This is a genomic window from Streptomyces sp. NPDC056738, from assembly GCF_042790435.1.
In the GTDB taxonomy this organism is placed as follows: domain Bacteria; phylum Actinomycetota; class Actinomycetes; order Streptomycetales; family Streptomycetaceae; genus Streptomyces.
In genome coordinates this window covers 589,693-605,188 of record NZ_JBHTZF010000005.1, presented here as the reverse complement: position 1 = coordinate 605,188, position 15,496 = coordinate 589,693, and the positions used below count along the sequence as shown (strand labels likewise).

General features: G+C 72.9%; 18 protein-coding genes. 8 read left to right on the top strand and 10 right to left on the bottom strand.

The window, feature by feature from the left end:
* The first annotated feature begins 170 nt into the window (after positions 1-170).
* Positions 171-665 carry a GNAT family N-acetyltransferase gene (locus ACFRIC_RS17000; RefSeq protein WP_382785956.1) on the top strand — a complete coding sequence of 165 codons (495 nt, stop codon included), beginning with the start codon at positions 171-173 and terminating at the stop codon, positions 663-665.
* On the opposite strand, the gene ACFRIC_RS16995 is transcribed toward ACFRIC_RS17000, so the two are convergent.
* Positions 582-944 (bottom strand): LysR family transcriptional regulator, encoded by a 363-nt coding sequence (locus ACFRIC_RS16995; protein ID WP_382785844.1) that lies wholly within the window; start codon positions 942-944, stop codon positions 582-584. The genes ACFRIC_RS17000 and ACFRIC_RS16995 overlap by 84 nt on opposite strands.
* A 327-nt stretch (positions 945-1,271) precedes the next feature.
* Complete coding sequence (locus ACFRIC_RS16990) at positions 1,272-1,724, bottom strand: MarR family winged helix-turn-helix transcriptional regulator (RefSeq protein WP_382785841.1); 453 nt, start codon at positions 1,722-1,724, stop codon at positions 1,272-1,274.
* 190 nt (positions 1,725-1,914) lie between these two features.
* Here ACFRIC_RS16990 and ACFRIC_RS16985 point away from each other — a divergent pair, with 190 nt between their 5' ends.
* From ACFRIC_RS16985 to ACFRIC_RS16975, 3 genes are read left to right on the top strand one after another with little or no spacing between them, the layout of a single operon-like run.
* The gene (locus tag ACFRIC_RS16985; protein ID WP_382785838.1) at positions 1,915-2,166 is read left to right on the top strand and encodes a hypothetical protein; all 252 of its coding nucleotides are present in this window, start codon (positions 1,915-1,917) and stop codon (positions 2,164-2,166) included.
* Positions 2,167-2,171: 5 nt separating this feature from the next.
* Positions 2,172-3,476, top strand: a complete 1,305-nt coding sequence (locus ACFRIC_RS16980; protein ID WP_382785836.1) for an MFS transporter — start codon at positions 2,172-2,174, stop codon at positions 3,474-3,476.
* A complete protein-coding gene (locus ACFRIC_RS16975) occupies positions 3,463-4,434 on the top strand; it encodes a tetratricopeptide repeat protein (protein ID WP_382785833.1) in 972 nt (323 codons plus the stop codon). The genes ACFRIC_RS16980 and ACFRIC_RS16975 overlap by 14 nt, the downstream gene beginning before the upstream one ends.
* A 242-nt stretch (positions 4,435-4,676) precedes the next feature.
* On the opposite strand, the gene ACFRIC_RS16970 is transcribed toward ACFRIC_RS16975, so the two are convergent.
* Complete coding sequence (locus ACFRIC_RS16970) at positions 4,677-5,813, bottom strand: FAD-dependent oxidoreductase (RefSeq protein ID WP_382785830.1); 1,137 nt, start codon at positions 5,811-5,813, stop codon at positions 4,677-4,679.
* 115 nt (positions 5,814-5,928) lie between these two features.
* Between ACFRIC_RS16970 and ACFRIC_RS16965 the strand changes: the two genes are divergently transcribed.
* Positions 5,929-6,705, top strand: a complete 777-nt coding sequence (locus tag ACFRIC_RS16965) for a TetR family transcriptional regulator (RefSeq protein ID WP_382785826.1) — start codon at positions 5,929-5,931, stop codon at positions 6,703-6,705.
* On the opposite strand, the gene ACFRIC_RS16960 is transcribed toward ACFRIC_RS16965, so the two are convergent.
* Both ACFRIC_RS16960 and ACFRIC_RS16955 read right to left on the bottom strand, forming a co-directional pair.
* A complete protein-coding gene (locus tag ACFRIC_RS16960) occupies positions 6,651-7,139 on the bottom strand; it encodes a GNAT family N-acetyltransferase (RefSeq protein WP_382785823.1) in 489 nt (162 codons plus the stop codon). The two genes, ACFRIC_RS16965 and ACFRIC_RS16960, sit on opposite strands and share 55 nt — an antisense overlap.
* 452 nt (positions 7,140-7,591) lie before the next feature.
* Complete coding sequence (locus ACFRIC_RS16955) at positions 7,592-8,452, bottom strand: LysR family transcriptional regulator (RefSeq protein ID WP_382785820.1); 861 nt, start codon at positions 8,450-8,452, stop codon at positions 7,592-7,594.
* 71 nt (positions 8,453-8,523) lie between these two features.
* On the opposite strand from ACFRIC_RS16955, the gene ACFRIC_RS16950 reads away from it, so the two are divergent.
* Positions 8,524-9,387: a PhzF family phenazine biosynthesis protein gene (locus tag ACFRIC_RS16950; RefSeq protein WP_382785813.1), complete on the top strand. Its 864-nt coding sequence runs from the start codon at positions 8,524-8,526 to the stop codon at positions 9,385-9,387.
* A complete protein-coding gene (locus ACFRIC_RS16945; RefSeq protein WP_382785806.1) occupies positions 9,384-10,400 on the top strand; it encodes an ornithine cyclodeaminase family protein in 1,017 nt (338 codons plus the stop codon). Before ACFRIC_RS16950 ends, ACFRIC_RS16945 begins: the two co-directional genes overlap by 4 nt.
* Positions 10,401-10,446: 46 nt before the next feature.
* Here ACFRIC_RS16945 and ACFRIC_RS16940 read toward each other — a convergent pair whose 3' ends face one another.
* On the bottom strand, positions 10,447-11,322 hold the full coding sequence (locus ACFRIC_RS16940) for a class I SAM-dependent methyltransferase (RefSeq protein WP_382785803.1): 876 nt from the start codon (positions 11,320-11,322) through the stop codon (positions 10,447-10,449).
* A gap of 182 nt (positions 11,323-11,504) precedes the next feature.
* On the opposite strand from ACFRIC_RS16940, the gene ACFRIC_RS16935 reads away from it, so the two are divergent.
* Positions 11,505-11,951 carry an ATP-binding protein gene (locus tag ACFRIC_RS16935; protein ID WP_382785799.1) on the top strand — a complete coding sequence of 149 codons (447 nt, stop codon included), beginning with the start codon at positions 11,505-11,507 and terminating at the stop codon, positions 11,949-11,951.
* Positions 11,952-12,043: 92 nt separating this feature from the next.
* Here ACFRIC_RS16935 and ACFRIC_RS16930 read toward each other — a convergent pair whose 3' ends face one another.
* The 4 genes from ACFRIC_RS16930 to ACFRIC_RS16915 form a co-directional block, all read right to left on the bottom strand.
* On the bottom strand, positions 12,044-12,964 hold the full coding sequence (locus ACFRIC_RS16930) for an NADP-dependent oxidoreductase (protein WP_382785796.1): 921 nt from the start codon (positions 12,962-12,964) through the stop codon (positions 12,044-12,046).
* Positions 12,965-13,007: 43 nt separating this feature from the next.
* On the bottom strand, positions 13,008-13,946 hold the full coding sequence (locus ACFRIC_RS16925; RefSeq protein ID WP_382785793.1) for a DsbA family protein: 939 nt from the start codon (positions 13,944-13,946) through the stop codon (positions 13,008-13,010).
* A gap of 149 nt (positions 13,947-14,095) precedes the next feature.
* Positions 14,096-14,794 carry a DJ-1/PfpI family protein gene (locus tag ACFRIC_RS16920; RefSeq protein ID WP_382785790.1) on the bottom strand — a complete coding sequence of 233 codons (699 nt, stop codon included), beginning with the start codon at positions 14,792-14,794 and terminating at the stop codon, positions 14,096-14,098.
* A gap of 51 nt (positions 14,795-14,845) precedes the next feature.
* The gene (locus ACFRIC_RS16915) at positions 14,846-15,496 is read right to left on the bottom strand and encodes a tetratricopeptide repeat protein (protein ID WP_382785787.1); all 651 of its coding nucleotides are present in this window, start codon (positions 15,494-15,496) and stop codon (positions 14,846-14,848) included.

Below are 15,496 nucleotides of genomic sequence, written 5' to 3'. Positions count from 1 at the left end.
CGACCTCGGAGAGCTGCTGTGCGACTCTTCCAGGAAACGGCCGTGCGCCCTTTCAGGACTGAGAAAACGCTACTCAAACCGTGCGGCGGTGCCGGCGGCGGTACCGGGCTCCCGGCCCCCGCGCGCGGACTCGGACCGGGTGCGGGCCTGGTTACCCTTGCCGCGTGATCATGCCGACTCTCACCCCGATGGGGTTCACCCCGGACGAGATCGCCGAGGCCGTCGGCATCTACGCGAGCAACCCCGAGTACTGCCGCGGTTCCGGTGAGTACGACCCCGAGCACATCGCGCCCGACCGGGTCGAGGCCGATCTGCGCGAGGAGGCCGGGGGCGAGGGGGGTCATGTCCTGCTCGCCCGTGACGCCGAGGGCCGGGCCGTGGGACTGGTCTGTCTGCTGGACCGGCACCCCACGGACGGATATCCCTGGATCGGGCTGCTGATCGTGCACGGGGACCGGCGCCGCCGGGGCATCGGCCGGCTGCTCGTGGCGGCCGTCGAGGAGCGGTTCCGTCGCCAGGGGCGGGACGGTCTGAGGATCGCCGTCCTGGAGAACAACCCCTCGGCCTCCGCCTTCTGGGGTTCACTGGGCTGGCAGGAGATCGACCGCCGCCGCGACATCCAGTGGGGCCGGCCCTGCATCGTGATGCACAAGCCGCTGGCCTGAGCCGGACCCGTCGTCAACTCGCTCCGGTTTCCCGGCTCTTGGGCCAGGTGGTGGCCGTTCGCCGGCTCGAGCGAGTTCTTGTACGAGCCTGCCGGCGGCCCGGGTGAGCCGGATGTGGCGGCCGTAGGGCTGGAGCACGGGATGCCCGAGCGCCGTCTCCAGCCCGGCCAGTCGCCGGCACACCGCGAGTGGTGTCATCTTCAGTGCGACGGCGGCCCGTGACAGCGTCCCCTCGCGGGCCAAGGCATGCAGTATCGCGCGTTGTTCATCGCTGACCACGCAAAGCCCTCCGGACAGCTCGGCGAGAGTGCGGGAGGTTCCGGGCGCTGTTCCCGGCAGCAGTGGCGAAGCGAACTGCCGCCGGGCGGCGAGTCTTTGGTGCCGGTCCTCGGTGCCGGTCCTTGATCCCGGTCCTCGGTGCCGGTCCTTGATCCCGGTCTGTGGTGCCGGCCGCGCCAGGGCACTCTCTGTTTCCGGACAGCAGCCTGGCAGCCGGCGTTGTCGCGGTGATGAGTATCCGGTGCTCGTGAGCGGACCGGCCGGACCGGCCGGTCCAGCTGCGGACGAGCTCGCTGGGCCCCGAGGACTGACGCCCTCGCGGGGGTTCTACCCGGCGTCGGGGCGTCCCACCTTGCGCAGCAGGTCGGCGAGTTGAGCCTGCTCGTGGACCGAGAGGCGGTCCAGGTCGTCGGCGATGGCCCGGACGTAGGCGGGCATGGTCTCCTCCACCGCCGCGCGCCCGGACCTGGTGAGTTCGACCATGACCACGCGGCGGTCGTGGGGGGACTTCTCGCGGCGGACCAGGCCCCGCTTCTCCAGGTTGGAGATGACGACGGTGAAGTTGTTCGGGCTCTTCAGGTGCTTCTCGGCCAGGCGTCCGGCGGGCAGCGGGCCGACGTAGTACAGGGTCTCCAGGGCGCCGAACTGACTCGTCGTGAGCCCGGAGGCGAGCAGGGGGCCGCTGGTGCGCGCCTCCACCGAGGCGGCTGCCCGGATCAGTTTGATGAAGAGGTCCAGCGACCGCTTCTCGCGGGCGCTCCCGTCGTAGTGCGTGGGCATCGCACGCCCCCTCTCCGTCACTCTCTGCGCTCGTGGCCGACCCTACCGGTCGCCGAAGCCGTGCCGAAAACTCCCGGCACCGCGCCCGCGGACGGCCGGCGAGATGAGTAGCGCTTGCTCAGCCGGGCGGTGGGGGCGGCTGCCTAGCGTCGGGGCATCCGCATCGGCGGACATCGAAAGGAGCATTTCCATGAGGACCGGTTCGTACAACCACAACGAGATCGTCGTGAGCGTCGACCTCGACGGCGCCGGGAGCCCTGAGCAGGGCTTCGCCGCCGGATCGATGAACCACAACGAGATCGTCGTCGACGGCGGCGCGCAGGCCTGCGAGCCGGCGCCGAAGGACGTCGAGGCGGGCGCGACGCGTCGTGCCGGGGCGATCGGCGGCAACCACAACGAGATCGTGCTGCGCCACGCCCCGTTCGACGAGGCCGGCGAGTAGCGGGAATGGGCGGCCTCGGGACACGGACCAGGAGAAGGGCTCCGTTCGGGCTCGGTGTGCCGGCGGCGGGATTCCCGCCCGTCGCGCTGCTGGTGCTCCTCGGCGAGTTCCTCTCCAACGTCGGTTCCGGGGCGACGTTCCCCTATCTGGTCGTCTACCTCAGCGACGTCTGCGGCCTGTCCGGCGGTCAGGTCGGGGCGGTCCTCGTGGTCCGCTCGCTGGCCGCCGTGGCCGGGGCCGTGGCGGGAGGCGCCCTCAGTGACCGGTACGGGGCGGCCCGTACCGTCACGGGGCTCGCCGCGGCCGCCGCGGCGGCCGCCGCCGTCATGGCCGGTGCACACGGGAGCGTCGCGCCCGCGGTGGTGGCGGCGATCGCCGGTACGGGTGCGACGGCGGCACTGGCGCCGGCGCTGGACGCGTTGCTGGCCCGCGCGGTGCCCGACAACGCCCGGGAGAGGGCCTTCTCCTGGCGCAACACCGTCGTGACCACCGGGGCGATGCTCGGTGTCGCCGGTGCGGCCGCCGTGCTCGGCGTCTTCGGAGCCGACGGCGGACTGCGCTGGGTGTACGCGCTCGACGCGGTCTCGTTCGTCGTGCTGGCGGCGCTGGTGGGCCGGGTGGCCGCGCGCCGCCGGAACGTCACGGCGCTCGCCGAAGCCTCCGGCGCGGCCGGGCGGTTCCCGGACCGGCACGGCCCTGGGTCCTCGGACCAGGGCTACGCGGCGGTCGCCCGCGATCCGGCCATGCGCCGGGTGTTCGTCTTCGTGCTGCTGGTGGTGGCGGCCGGGTTCGCCCAGCTCCAGATCGGCCTGCCGGCCGTGTCGGTGCTGACCCACGACGTCGACGGCCTCGGGTGGGTGTTCACCGCGAACATGCTCGTCGTCGCGCTCGCCCAGGTTCCCGCCCAGCGCGTTCTGGCCCGGTTCCCCCGGCCGGTCGTTCTCGCGGGTGGAGCCGCCTGTATGGCCGGGGCCTGGGCGATCGTCGCCCTGGACGCGACCCCGGGCACCGCGAGGCTGCTCGCGGCGGCCGTGGTGTTCGCCCTCGGGGAGATCGCCTACATGCCGGTCGTCACCGCGCTGGTCAACGACCTGGCGCCCCCGGGGCTGGCCGGACGCTACAACGGGGCCCACACCCTGGCGTGGACGGGCGGCTTCGCGATCGGGGCCCTGGCCACCGCGGCGCTGCTGGGGGCCGGCTCCCTCCGGATGTTCTTCGCCGTCTCGGCCGCCGTGCTCGGCGCGACCGCGCTGGGTGCGCTGAGCCTGACTCGCGTTCTTCCCCAGGGAGGCCCGGATGAGCGGCCGTGAACACCGTCCCGCCCTGCGCACGGCCGTGGAAGCGGCCGAGCGGGCGCTGGAGGCGGGCCGGGCGGGCGAGGCGGAGGAGCTGCTGCGCGCGGCGCTCGACGCCGACCCGTCCTCGGCACGTGCCCTGCGTACGGGGCTCTTTTGCGTGCAGGACATCGAGGTGCGCGGCATGCTGGCCACCGCGTGGCGGATGCGGGGCAGATACCGGCACGCCGGGCTGCTGCTGTCGCAGGTCCTGGCCGCGGCGGAGCGTGCCACCGGTCCCTCGTCGCCGACCGTGGCGTGGCTGTGCAACGAGTGGGGAGTCCTGGGCAAGTACACCGGTGACTTCGACGCCGCCCAGGGGCGCTACCTGCGGGCGCTGGAGATCTACGAGGAGACGTTCGGGCCCGATCACGACACCGTGGCCATGGTGTGCCACAACCTCGGCGGGCTCGCCCACGCGCGCGGTGACGCGCGGGGCGGGGAGCCGTGGGCCGCCCGCTCGGTGGAGATCCGTACCCGGCTGCACGGTCCCGGCCACGTCCTCACGGCCCTCGACACGGCGGCCTGGGCCACCCTGCTGGAGGGATGCGGACGTCTCGACGACGCCGAACTCCGGCTGCGCCAGGCCCTCTCCGTCTTCCAGGACGTGTTCGGCCCCGACAGCTACGACGTGGCCGTGACCCTGCACAACCTCGCCGCCGTCCAGCACCGCCGCGGTGAACTGGGCCCGGCGGGCTCGTCCTACGCGAACGCCCTGGCCCTCAAGGAGCGGCTGCTGGGCACGGACCATCCCGACCTGGCACCGACGCTGGTGAACCTGGCCGCGGTGAAGGCGTCCCAGGGCGACCTCGGGCCCGCCCGGTCGCTGTACGCGCGCGTCGTCGGGCTTCTGCACGGCAGGGTCCACGAGCGGCACCCCACTCTGGCCGTGGCGCGAGAGGCGCTCGACAGCCTTACGGGTGCGCGGGGTTGAGTCCGGGGTGCTTCACAGGGGCGGGCGGGGCGCTGTGGCTCGCGGGTGCCGGGGGCTCCGGTCGCGCCACCGTGATCGACGCGACGGGAATCGCGAGGAGTACACCGGCCACCGCCGCGGTGAGGCCTGCCGCCGTCAGGGTCTTGTGCATGGCTTTCCCGTCCTGGAGGGCTGAGTTCACTGCCCTTCCAGGGGACATCCGCCCGGTGCGGTGGCGGCTGAGCAATCGGTACTCAACCTGCCTAGCGGTAGTTGAGCTCGGCGAGTTCGGTGGCGAGCCTGGTGGGCAGGGGGGTGTGGCCCATCAGGCGCAGGGCGGTGTTGCGCAGGGTCCGTACGGCGGGGTTGCGGGTGGTGGCGATGCGGGTCATGCGGTCGGTGAAGGCGACGACGCGTTCGGCGACCGGGCGCCGGCGGGCCTCGTATGCGTCGAGGGTGTCGGTGGCGAAGGCGGTGCCGAGGGCGTGGCCGTCCTGGATGCCGGTGTTCATGCCCTGGCCGCCGGCGGGGCTGTGGACGTGGGCCGCGTCTCCGGCGAGGAAGAGCCGCCGGGCGCGGTAGTGGTCGGCGACGCGGTGGTGGACGCGGAAGCGGGAGGACCAGGCGACGTCGGTGACCGCGGCCTGGCCGGGGGTGCGCTGGTCCAGGAGCCGCTGCACGAGGGCGAGGTCGGGGTGTTCGGGGGCCTGGTCGGTGGTGGCGACGATGCGGTAGTGGCCGCCGGGCAGCGGGGCGACGACCAGGAGGCCGGCGGCTCCGAAGGTCAGGGAGACCTCGGCCGGGCCGGGGGCCCAGTCCATGACGACGTCGGCGAGGACGAACGACTCGGCGTAGGAGCTTCCGGTGAAGCCGATGCCGGAGGCTTCCCGCACGGTGCTGTGCATGCCGTCCGCGCCGACCGCGTAGGAGGCGCGCAGGGTCTGTCCGGTGCCGGTGGTGAGGGTGACGCCTTCGGTGTCCTGGACGACGGAGGTGACCTGGTGGGGGCGGTGGACGTCGCCGCCCAGGGCGCGCAGCCGGGCGAGCAGGACCGCCTCGGTCTCGTACTGCGGGACCATCAGCGTGTAGGGGTGCGGGGTGGGGAGCTGGTCGAAGGGGACGGTGAGCAGCCGCCGGGCGCCGTCGCGGACGGCGAACCGGTCGAGCTTGACGCCCCGGCCGATCAGCTCGGCGGAGGCGCCGAGTTCGTCGAGGACCTCGAGGGTCCGGGCGTGCACCACCGCGGCGCGCGAGGTGTTGGCTCCTTCGTCCTGCTGGTCCAGCAGGACGAAGTCGATGCCGGCGAGTGCCAGGGTCACCGCGAGGGCGAGGCCCGTGGGGCCTGCGCCTACGATCACGATCTCGGTGCGGTCGGGCAGTGCGGGGGCGGGGCTGTTCACGGCGGGCCTCCGGGTGGCGTGCGTCAGGATGCCAACACGTGTTGGCAAACGCTTGTTGACAGAGTGCACGCACCGGCCCTGGAGAGTCAACAGGCGTTGGCCTACAGTTGTGGGCATGACGCAGGACATCGACCACAGCGCCTCGGGCGCCCGACGATCCGACCGCACCCGGGCGGTGATCCTGGACGCCGCCCGCCGCCGCTTCGCCGCTCACGGCTTCGAGCGCACCACCATCCGCGCCGTCGCGGCCGACGCCGGCATCGACCCCTCGATGGTCATGCGCTACTACGGCAGCAAGGACCGGCTCTTCGACGCCGCGCTCGACATCGACCTGGACCTCCCGGACCTGTCCGCCGTGCCGGCGGGCGAGCGCGCCGAAGCGCTGGTCCGGCACTTCCTCCGGCGCTGGGAGCGCGACGAGGCCGGCGACGCCCTGCTGCTGCTCCTGCGCTCGGCCGTCACCAACGAGCACGCCGCCGGGCGCATGCACGCGATCTTCGCGACCCAGGTCGCCCCGGCACTCGCCGGAGCCGCGGGACCCGAACAGGCCGCACGGGCCGAGGCCACGGGACCTGAGCAGGCCGCACAAGCCGAGCCCGCGGGACCCGAGCAAGCCGCACAAGCCGAGGCCACGGGCCCCGAACAGACCGCACAAGCCGAGCCCGCGGGACCCGAACAGACCGCACGAGCCGAGGCCGCGGGGCCCGAGCAGGCCGCACGAGCCGGGCTGGTCTCGGCCCAGCTCCTCGGTCTCGCCCTGACCCGCTACATCCTGCGCATCCCCGCCGTCGCCCACCTCTCCCCCGAACAGATCGTCGCCACCCTCGCCCCCGCCGTTCAGGCCACCCTGGACGGCCCCGCGCCGGACCGGACCACGGCCCGGGAGGGGTGAACGCGCTCGCGTACGAGCCGGAACTCGGCCAGGAGCAGGCCGGGGACCGGTTGGACGGTGCCGACCCGGGTGAAGCCGAGCCGCAGACCGCGGCGGAACCATTCCGGATCGACGCAGACGCGGTCGATGTCGATACCGTCGGCCCCGGCCAGGGGCTGCCAGGCCACGAAGGCGGCGATCCGGCCGTCATGAGTGACCATCCCGAGCCAGCGCAACGGCTGCGCCCGCATCTCCTCCAGGGTCTCGGTGAAGGCCGGTATGCCGTCGAAGCCGATCAGCTCGGCCTCCACCGCGTACGAGCGCCGGGCGACCCGGTGCACCCCGAGTGCCGTGGGTGTGTCCGTGACGTCCAGTTCGCGGAGGAGGATGCTGCGGTCGACGGCGCGCGCGGCTCGGCGATCCGTGCGTGCCGCGAGGGCGGTCAGGAAACGCATCACGGCTGTTCCTTCGGGTCGGAGATCTTCATACCGAGGACGGTGCCCGTCGCCGGCGGCTCTGTCAGCGGGTGACGTCCACGAACACCATCGGCCGGTCGGCGACCGTGTTGAACGCGGCCTCGTTCCTGGCCGACACCGTGAACAGCGGAGCTGTCAGACTCTTCATCCGCACAGGACTCCTTCTCACACGGGGCTCCTTCTCACCTTTTTCCGGACGCAAAAATTTCGCCGGACGTGAATTGCCCGGCGCGGAGCGTCTTTTTCGCTGCCCGCGCCGGGTGGAATTCATTGAAGCGTGAGGCGGCCGGGCGGGCGTGAGTAATTTCTGCCTATAGCCGGGCGGGGCCGGGGTCCGGTATGCCGGACGTCAGGCGGCTTCGGTGCCGGCAGCGCCCCTGGCCTGACGTGGTCTCAGCCGGAATTCCCCCACCGCGGTCCCTGCCGGGTCCTTACCGCGGTCCCGTGTCCGCCCGCGGCATGGTCAGGTCCCGCAGCAGGTCTTCCACCGCCTGGAGGAGCGGGTCGCCGTCCCGCCCGGCGGAGCGGACGAGGGCGACCTCGACGTCGGGCAGCGCGGGCAGTCCCTCGACCGCGGTGCCCGGCTCCACGTTCGCGGGGAGCAGCGCGGTGGCGCCGAGGCCCGCCCGCACGGCGGCCTGCACCCCGCTCATCGCGGTGCTCTCGAAGACGATCCGCCACCGGCGGCCCGCGCCCTGCAGGGCGTCGAGGACCGGTGCCCGCCAGCGGCACGGCTGGGAGAAGAGGACGAGCGGCAGCGGGTCCTGGTCCCTGTCGAGACCGGGTGCCGCGGACCAGGTCAGAGGCAGGCGGACCGTCCAGCGGGGCGGCTCGGCCAGGTGGAAGGGGTCGCACAGGGCCAGTTGGACGCGCCCCTCGGCGAGGGCCTGCTTCATCAGCGGGCCGGGACCGGTGACCAGTTCCAGTGTCGCGTCCGGGTGCAGGACGCTGAAGTCGCCGAGCGCCTCGACCAGGGACGGCGTGACGAAGTCCTCCATCAGCCCGACGCCGCAGTGCCCGGCCACGTCCGGGCCGGCCGCCGCGACGGCCTGGGCGGAGAGGGACAGAATGCGTTCGGCGTAGGGCAGGAACACCTCTCCGGCCTTGGTCAGCGACACGCCCGTCGTGCCGCGGTCCAGCAGCCGTCGGCCCACCGTACGTTCGAGCCGGCGCAACTGGCCGCTGAGCGCGGGCTGGCTGTGGCCCAGGGCCGCGGCCGCCCGGCTGATGCTTCCGGACCGTACGGAACTCACAAAAGCACGCAGCAGCGCGGTTTCGAGATCGGGGGCCATAACGACATGCTATGCCCCCTCTGTTCACGGCGAGGGTTCCTTTCGTTTCGGCCCCTGGGTAGCGTCGCCGTATGCACTACTTTCATGTCGACGTCTTCAGCGGAACGCCGTTCAGCGGGAACAGCCTCACCGTATTTCCCGACGCGGCGGATCTGAGCGGCTCCCAAATGCAGCGGATCACCGAGGAAATGCGGCACTTCGAATCCATCTTCCTGGAACAGAGGGACGGCCGGGACGACGCGTGGCGGGCCCGGGTCTTCGACCTCGCCGAGGAACTGGACTTCGCCGGGCACCCCGTCATCGGAGCGGCGAGCGTCCTGCACGCCATGGCGGGCGGCGACGGCAGCCGGACCTGGTCGCTGGAACTGAAGGCACGCACCGTCGAGGTGGTCACCGAGCACCGCGGTCCCGGCCGGTACGCGAGCGTCCTCGACCAAGGCGCCCCGCAGTTCCTCGGCCGGCCCGAACCGGACGGCGTGGCCTCCTGGTTCTCCCTGGACGAGGCGGACCTGCACCCGGAACTGCGGCCCGAGATCGTCTCGACCGGGCTGCGGTACCTGATCGTGCCGGTGCGTCCCGGAGCGCTCGCGCGGGCCCGGATCGCCTCCGACATCGGGCGCCGACTGGCGGAACTCGGAGCGCAGTTCGCCTATCTCCTGGACGCCGACGACCTGGAGGGGCGGCACTGGAACAACGACGGCGTCGTCGAGGACGTGGCCACCGGCAGTGCCGCCGGATGCGTGGCCGCCTACCTGCGCCGGCACGGACGCCTCGAGGACGGCGAACCGCGCACGCTGCGCCAGGGGCAGTACTGCGGCCGCCCCAGCGAGATGACGGTCAGCGCCCACGGCGGCCCGGAGCACATCACGTCGGTACGGGTCGGCGGAGAGGTCGCCGTCGTCGCCCGCGGGCGCCTCGAAGGGCTCCCGCGGTGACGGGCGGGCCCGCCTACTTCGGCCCGCGGGAGATCCGCGCCGCGGTCGGCTACCCCGACGTCCTGGAACCCGTCGCCGCCGCACTGCGCGACTACAGCCGCGGTCTCGGCGACTCCCCCGCCGCGGTGTTCGCGCCGGCCGGCCCTGAGGGCGATGTGCACGTGAAGTCGGCGTGGCTGCCGGGGCGGCGGATCTTCACCGTCAAGGTCGCCTCCTGGTTCCTGGAGCGCGCCCGCCGCGGCGGGACGCCGGGCAGCGGCGTCGTCGCGGTGTTCGACGCCGAGACGGGAGACCTCCGGGCTCTCCTCGAGGACGAACACCACCTCTCCGACGTACGGACGGCCGCGGCCGGTGCTCTCGCCGCCCGGACCCTGGCACGGCGCGACTCCCACGTCCTCGGGGTCGTCGGCAGCGGCACCCAGGCCTACCTCCAGACCCTCGCCGTCGCCGACGAACTCCCGCTGCGTGACGTACGCGTGTGGGGCCGGCGCCCGTCCGGGGTGGAGGACCTCGCCCGGGCGCTGCACGCCAGGCGCCCCGACCTGCGGGTGGTCGCCGTGGACGGTCCGCGGGCCGCGTGCGAGGGCGCCGACGTCCTGGTGACGGCGACCTCCAGCACCGAACCCCTGGTCCACGCGGCCTGGTTGACGCCCGGGACACACGTCAACGCCGTGGGCGCCGACGATCCGACGAAGGCGGAACTGAGCCCCCAGGCCCTGACGCGGGCGGACCGGATCGTGGTCGACAGCCGTGAACTCACCGCGACGCACGGCGACTTGTCGCGGCTCGCGGCGGCGGACCGCCGACACCACGCGGAGCTCGGCGAGGTCCTCGCGGGCACGGCGCCCGGACGCGAGGGCGACGACGAGATCACCGTCTGCAAGCTCGTCGGCCTCGGTGTCCAGGACCTGGCGGCCGCCGAGGTCGTCCTGGACCGGCTGGCCGGGCCGCACGCCCCCGAGGGGGCCGCCCCCGCGCACGCGCGCGAGGTGCACCGCCGTCCGGGCGCATGAGCACGCTCCGGTGCGCCTGCGACCGGCGCACCGGACGTGCGGGGCGTCAGCCGGCCGCCGCGGCCGGCCGGAGCGCGCCGAGCGAGTACAGGATGGGCAGGTGGGTGTCGCTGAAGGGGAACCGGTACAGGCCGTCCGGTCCCTGGGGCAGGATGTGGCGCCCGTCGGTCTCGGTCTCGGTGTGCTCGCCGAGCCGTTCCACGACCAGCCCCGCCGAGGCGGCCGCCGTCACGATCTCACCGACCGAGTACGGGTACTGCGTCGAGGCCCGCGGCTCGAGCGGGGCGTCGCCGTGGGCGTACGTGCCCGTCATCGCGTCGTGCTGCGGTGCGCCGCCGCCGTAGGGCCAGTCGGCCACGAAGGGGTCGAAGGTGAGCACCGTCTGGAAGACGGGGTGGAGGTCCACGAGCACGAGCCGGCCGCCCGGCCGCAGCGCTCTCGCCGCGCCGCCCATCCACGCGTCCAGGTCTCCGATCCAGGACAGGACCCCGTAGGTCGAGACGACCAGGTCGAACCTGCCCGTCAGGGCGTCCGGCAGGCGCTGGGAGTCCGCTTCGACGAACTCAGCGGACAGACCGGCGCGCCGGGCCAGTTCCCGCGCCCGCGCGATCGCCCTGGGCGAGAAGTCCACGCCGGTCACGCGCGCGCCCAGGCGTGCCCAGTTCAGGGTGTCCATCCCGAAGTGGCACTGGAGGTGGAGGAGGTCCTTGCCGGCCACGTCGCCCGCGAGTTCCCGCTCGATCCCGCGCAGTGTCTGCCCGCCGGCGAGGAAGGCCTCCACGTCGTACGACCGGTCGCCGGGCCGCGTTCCGTGGAACTCGGCGAGGTCGTCCCACAGGGCCCGGTTGGCCACGGTCCCGTCCTGGTCCCCCGCACCGTCCTCGCGGACGTGCGTGCCGTCGGACTTGTCCTCGGCGGCCATGGAAGGCCTCCCTTTTTCGATCTCGGTGTTCACGGTTCCGGAAGCGGCGGACGACGCGGGATCGCGGGACCCGCGCGCGGTCTTCTTGAGTACGGGGTTCTCAGGTGTCGGGTGAGGGTTCGCGGTGTGCTGGGAGACAGATCGCCAATTGTCCGCTTTCCTCTCCTCAGGCAGTGATCCTCATGTTCCCCACCCCGAGCGCCGGCAGCCGGCACCACGACGAGGCCGGGGCCGCCCGGTGGGTCGTCGACCTGGAGCTGGAGCACGGTCCGCTCGCGCCGGCCGCCGCCCGCCGTGAGGCCGGCCGTGTGCTGGCCGCCCATGGTGTGGACGAGGACCGGATCTACGACACGCTCCTGGTGGTCTCCGAGCTGGTCACCAACGCGGTGACCCACGCGCTGCCCCCGGTGGTCCTTCATCTGCGGGTGGCCGGGAACGACGCCCGCCGCATCCGGGTCCACGTCAGCGACGGCGGTCCTCAGCCCGATCCCGCCACCTGGGCCGCGACACGCCCCGAGGACGAGCACGGCCGGGGTGGCACGATCATCTCCGCGCTGGTCGACGCCGGTGGCAGCCACGGCGCTCCCGGGGACCTCGTCGACCACTGGGCCGATCTGGCGGCGGCCTGATCGGGACTTCCGGTCTGCACGGACGGAGGCTTCCGCCGCTCTACACGGACGGAGGCTTCCGGCGCTCTGCACGGACAGAAACTTCCGCCGCTCTACATGGACAGGACGATCTTTCCGGTGGTTCGTCCCCGCTCGCCCAGGCGGTGGGCGTCGGCGACCCGTTCCAGCGGCAGGACCGTGTCGATGTGGACGTCGAGCAGTCCGTCCCCGGCGAGGGAGGCGAGGGCCTCCAGATCGGCGCGGTCGGGTTCCACGAGCATGAAGTCGGCCCGCAGGCCGTTCTCCACGGCCCACCGGACCGCGTCCGCGTCGGCGCCGTTGAGCGCCACGATCCGGCCCCCGGGCACCAGGGTGCCCGCCAGCTCCTCGATCTGCCCCGCGACCGTGGCGAGGAGGACGTCCACGTCCGCGACCTGGGCGCCCACGTCCGCGGTCCGGTGGTCGATGACCTCGTCGGCGCCCAGTGCCCTGACGAAGTCGTGTTTGGCCGCGCTCGCGGTGCCGATCACGTACGCGCCGCGGGTCTTGGCGATCTGGACGGCCAGGTGCCCCACGCCGCCGGCCGCGGCGGGAATGAGGACGCGCTCGCCGGCGGCGATCCGGGCCACGGTGACAAGGGCCTGCCGGCCGGTGAGGCCGGCGAGGGGCAGTCCTGCGGCCTGTACGTGGCTCAGGCGGGCGGGCTTGAGGGCGAGGTGTCTCGAGGGAGCGGTCACGTAGTCCGCGTACGCTCCCGCCTCCGCGGGGAAGCGGGGCATGCCGAACACCTCGTCCCCCGCCCTGAAGCGGGTCACGCCCGGCCCCACGGCCGCCACCACCCCCGAGACGTCCCAGCCGACCGAGAAGGGCGGCTCCCCCAGACCTCCGGCGGTACGCATCTTCCAGTCGACGGGGTTCACCCCGGCGGCCTTCACCTCGACCAGCACCTCCGTGGGGCCCGGTTCCGGCACTTCCACCTCGACGACCTCCAGGACGTCCGGGCCGCCGAGCCTTCTCTGCATCACTTTGCGCATCGTCAATCTCCTCCGAAATCCTTGGTCCCGACCGTGTCCCCCCTCAGTGCCGGTTCCGCGGCTCGGGCGACCAGGCCTTGCCCTTGCCTGCGGGGCGTGAGGTGGCGCCGGCCCGGGTGAGGAGCCCTTCCACCTCGGTGACGGAGCGGCCGGTGAGCGCGGCGTACTCCAGTGAGGTTCCGGTCCCGAGCCGGTCGATGGCTTCGTCGAGCGAGGAGACGGCGGGCCGGCGGGCCGCGCCCGACACGGTGAGGAAGGTGTTCTCCAGGCGCTCCGGCCGGATCCAGCCGTGCAGGACGACACGGCCGTCGGGGCCTTCGAGGATCAGGGTCGGGAAGCCGCGGGCGCCGAGTTCGTGGGTGCGGACCAGGTCGCGTTCGAACTCGGACGCGGCCTCGCCGTTCTCGATCAGACGGCGGTACGACGTCACGTCCAGGCCGAGCTCCACGGCCAGCGCCTCCAGGAGCCGGGGGGCGGCGATGTTGCGGCCGTCCAGGAAGAGTTCCTCACGGAGGCGGCGCAGGTAGGTCTCCTCGTGCTCGGGGGCCAGCAGGCGCACGGCGGCGAGCGCGATGCTCGGCGGGTACGAGGAGTCGATGGGGTCGCTGTGCCAGACGGAGGAGTCGATGGGCTGGCCGGAGATCTCCGCGAACTCGTCCCAGTGGTGGGCGACGTCCTCGGGGCGGCGGATGCCGTTGCCGGCGTCGTGGAAGCCCTGCCAGCCGCGCAGGAGTCCTCCGTAGACGTGGCGCACGTCGATGAGGTCGCGGTAGCGCTCCGTGAGGGAGCGCCAGGCGGGTTCGAGGATCCAGCAGGCCGAGCAGATCGGGTCGGTCACATAGGTGATGCGGGTGAGGCCCGTCCCGGGGCCGGGGTGATCGGCGGCCGCGCCGGGGAGGGCGGCGCCGTCGCCGGGCAGGGCGCAGACACCCGACTCGAGATCGCACGCGCCTGCGGCGAGGGGCTGGTCTGTCTGGCTCACGGTGTCTCCGTAGGGGTCTCGTCCGGGCGGGTTGCCGGGGTGGTGGTGGCCTTGGGCCGGGATGCCGGTGGCGGAGGAAGCAAGGCGGGGCAAGGCGGGGCGGGGGCCGGGTGTCCCGGTCCGCGCCCCGCCCCCTGGTGCGGGAGGGGTCAGTTCTCGGGGAGGAAGACCTTCTCCATGCCGTCCTGGAGTCCCTTGACGAAGGTCTCGTCGTCGTGCGAGACGGGGCCCTCGGGGCTGAACAGGGCTTCGCCGTGGAGCGGGAGGGTGTCCCAGGTGGCGGCGAGGGCGCGGGCCCGGTCCTCGCCGAACAGGTGGGTGACCAGGGCGATGGTGCTGGGGTGGACGGTGGCGGCGCCGCCGGCGGTGAAGATCTTCTCGTCGGGCAGGAGGGACCAGGCGCGGCGGGGCTCGGCGACGTCGGCGCCGAGTTCCCTCAGGCGGCGGCCGAGGACGGCCGCGGCCTGGAAGCGGGTGCCGTCGAGGATGCCGGAGCGGAAGACGACGCCGACTCCGGCGCAGTTGGCGGCGACCCAGCGGTCCTCGTCGTGGTGGGCGCGGATGAAGTCGAGGATCCGCGGGTCGCGGGAGGCGGCGCCGCCGCCGATGCCGCCGGGGATGTAGAGGAGGTCGTAGCGGTCCTGGGGCGAGACCTTCTCGGTCTGCAGCTGGGCGCCCATGTGGGTGGTCACGGTGCCTCCCTCGAAGCTGCCGAGGGTGACCTCCAGGGTCTCCCCCTGCCGGCTGAGGTCGTAGGCGAGGGCCTTGAACAGTTCCCAGGGGGCGAGGAGGTCCTGCTCGCCGGCGTCGGGGAAGGCGAGGAAGAGAACCTTCTTGATGTCGCTCACGGTGTGCTCCTTGTACGGGCTGGTTCGGGTGAGTCACCCCGTACAACATGCTCATGGTTCATGACTATTCCAGTTGGAAGGGAAAAGTTCTGAAGACGGTGGCTGCAGGATCGTGAGGGTGGGGTGGTCGGGCCGGACCGAGGCGGCGAGGACGGCCCGGGCGCGCGCCTCCAGGGTGTGGGCGTCGTCCATGCGGCCGAGGGCGCGGTGGAGGTCGGCGAGGTTGGCCAGGACGGGGGCGAGGTCGGGGTGGTCCGGGCCGAGTTCCTCCTCCATCGTGTGCAGCGTCTGCCGGTAGAGGGTCCCGGCGGCCTGGTGGCGGCCGAGCCGGTGGGTGACGGCGGCGAGGTTTCCGAGCGCGATCACGTAGTCGACGTGCCTGGTGCCGTAGGCGCGCTCGAAGACGGCCTGCGCGTCCTGGAGGAGGGCTTCGGCTTCCTTCAGACGGCCGAGTCCGAGCAGGATGGGCGCGAGCGCGGCCCGGTCGGCGGCCGTCTCCGGATGCGAGGGTCCCCGTGCGTGCTCGCGGAGGGCGACCGCCCGGCGGGCCGGTTCCTCGGCGGCCGCATAGTCGCCGCGGGCGTGGGCCAGGAAAACCCCAACGCTTTCGCGTTGGACCCCCTGGAGTGCTCTCTCGTCATCAGCCAGTACTTCCGCGAGGCTCTCCCCCTGCGGCTGATCTTCCTTCTGATCGCCTGTCAA